Source organism: Okeania sp. SIO2B9, from assembly GCF_010672505.1.
Lineage (GTDB): Bacteria > Cyanobacteriota > Cyanobacteriia > Cyanobacteriales > Microcoleaceae > Okeania > Okeania hirsuta.
Map to the genome: position 1 here is coordinate 1 of NZ_JAAHGK010001120.1, position 2535 is coordinate 2535.

General features: G+C 33.6%; 2 protein-coding genes and 1 pseudogene. 2 read left to right on the top strand and 1 reads right to left on the bottom strand.

Annotated features, from left to right (window positions below):
* The first annotated feature begins 32 nt into the window (after positions 1-32).
* Both F6K13_RS27950 and F6K13_RS27955 read left to right on the top strand, forming a co-directional pair.
* A complete protein-coding gene (locus tag F6K13_RS27950) occupies positions 33-881 on the top strand; it encodes a DUF3598 family protein (protein WP_287289123.1) in 849 nt (282 codons plus the stop codon).
* A 557-nt stretch (positions 882-1438) separates the two neighbouring features.
* A complete protein-coding gene (locus F6K13_RS27955; RefSeq protein WP_124146597.1) occupies positions 1439-2425 on the top strand; it encodes an alpha/beta fold hydrolase in 987 nt (328 codons plus the stop codon).
* On the opposite strand, the pseudogene F6K13_RS27960 reads toward F6K13_RS27955, so the two are convergent.
* Positions 2399-2535 (bottom strand): annotated as a pseudogene (locus tag F6K13_RS27960) (leucyl/phenylalanyl-tRNA--protein transferase); the annotation flags it as partial. The gene F6K13_RS27955 and the pseudogene F6K13_RS27960 overlap by 27 nt on opposite strands.

Below are 2535 nucleotides of genomic sequence, written 5' to 3' on the forward strand. Positions count from 1 at the left end.
TGCTATAAATATCAATAAATTTGTTAGAAAATATGAAAACACAGTGGGAAAACTTTTTACAAAATCTTGGTGAATGGCATGGTTCATTTACTAAAATTTCTGCTCAAGGAGATATAGTTGAAGATATACCTAGTATTCTGATTTTAGAAAGTTTGGATGATCAGAATAAAACAGTCCGTCTCACTCTTCGTCGCTTTACTTCTTCAGGGGATAATTCTCAGCCAAAAGTTAATGAATTAGTCAGAGAATATCAAACCTTTGGCAAAGATACTATGTTTTTTGAAGATGGTGCTTTTTCTCAAGGTTCAATTCAAATATCACCAATTTCAGTTAATGGCGCTGAGTTTAGTTTTATTAATCAAAATCGTCGTCTTCGTTTAGTAGAATTATTTAACCAGGATGGAAGTTTCCAAACATTAACTTTAATTCGAGAAAAACGAGCAGGTACAAATGCTTTAGAAAATCCAACTCTCACAGTAGATGCTTTATTAGGGAAATGGCAGGGAGAAGCTATTACTATTTATCCCGATTTGCGGACACCGGATGTTTATCCAACTCAAATGGAGTTAAAAATTGATAATACAGGTCGATTATTGCAGCAAATTACTTTTGGTAATACTAATCAGAAAATAATTACTTCTACTGCGAGAATTGAAGGCTCTATTTTACACTTTGACCAAGGTTCTCAACCTGTAAAAGTCTTACTTATTCCTGATGGTGCTTCTGCTACTTTGCCGATTAAAGTTGAGTTGAGAAAACCTGTATTTTTTGAAGCTGGTTGGTTAATTAAACCTGACCTTCGTCAACGACTTATTCGTACTTATAATGAGAAAGGAGAATGGGTTAGTTTAACTTTAGTTACTGAGCATAAAATTAATTAAAATTACTTTTAGCAAGACCTAAGTAACCTGGAAGAAGGAAGAAGGAAAAAGTGGATGGGGACAGTTAACGAACTGGCACTTCGTGTCTACAAACCCCAAGTAATTGTAAATATCGTGTAGAAGGTGGGGTATTAAACTCAAAAGAAAAAGATAATTTTAGAATATATTTTGTTGAAGAAGCAAGAATAAATTTAGTTATCTAGGAGAAAAGGAAGAAAGAAAAAAGTGAATGGGGATACTGAAAAGTTACAGCTCCGTATCTATAAACTTCAACTAATTGTATAAATTATGTAGAAAATGAGGAATTATACCAAATTCAAAAAAGGCAGTTACATCTTAATTTGTGATTTATTCCTAAAAGAAAAAATTATAAATTCCATAAATTCTAAAATTTCCACCTTTTTTCCTCTTTAATATTTATGTTTTTCTTTCCCTGTTCCCTGTTCCCTGTTCCCTGTTCCCTGTTCCCTGTTCCCTGTTCCCTGTGTCCTCACGCTTTGCAATATTTTATGAAATTGGTATTAAACCAAAGAAAGCTATTAACAGAAGGAGGAAAAATGTCATTATCTCTCAAAATTATTCTGCTAGTCGCTACAACAATTTATCAAGCGATCGCCTGTCATTTGGAAAATCAAAAACCACCTCCAGGAAAACTATTTGATGTTGGTGGTTATCGTCTACATTTATATGTTGTAGGAGAAGCTAGTCCAACAATTATTCTCGACCACAGTTTAGGTGGAATAGAGGGATATTTCCTAGTAGAAAAACTGGCAAAGTTAGGGCGAGTATGTATTTACGACAGAGCTGGATATGGATGGAGCGAACATAGCCCCCATCCTCGAACTAGCAGTCAAATTGTCACAGAATTAGATACCTTACTTACCCAAGCAAAAATTCAGCCACCTTACATTTTAGTAGGAAATTCTTTTGGTAGTTACAATGTCAGATTATATGCTCATCGTTTCCCAGAAAAAGTTATTGGCATGGTACTTACAGATGGACTCCATGAAACAGGAATGCTGAAGATGCCTATCCAATTACAAGCTTTGAAACTATTATTTATTTCCGGCTTTGTTATGTCTATTTTAGGTTCAATATTAGGAATTATTCAGCTATTAAGAAAATGTCGAATATTTGAATTAATCAAACCTGAATTACAAGATTTTTCTCAAGAGTCGAGAAATCATGTAAAACATTCTTTTTGTCGCTCTAAACACTGGATTACAATGAGTCGAGAAATACTAAATCTAAATAATAGTGGAAATCAGGTTATTATTGCTAATCAGTTTGCTTCGATGCCAGTAGTTAGTATCAAAGCTAATTCTTTTTTTCAGTCTTCTTGGTGGACTTTTTTAATTCCTCTGAAATCAGCCAACAAATTACGAGAGCAAATGCACAAAAATTTGTGTAATCTATCAACAAATTGTGTTCAAATTCAAGCCAATAAAAGTAGCCATTTTGTATGGATAGACGAACCCAGTCTAATTGTAGATGGTGTCAAAATTTTACTAGACAAACTAAATCAAACTACATCGACGACTTAACGCCAATTTCAAAAGTGATTTATACTTTTTATCGCTAATAGTATAAGCTCCAAATCTTTCCAAGTGGGGGTTATTCATCTGAGCATCAAAAAAAACAAACTGTCGCTTTA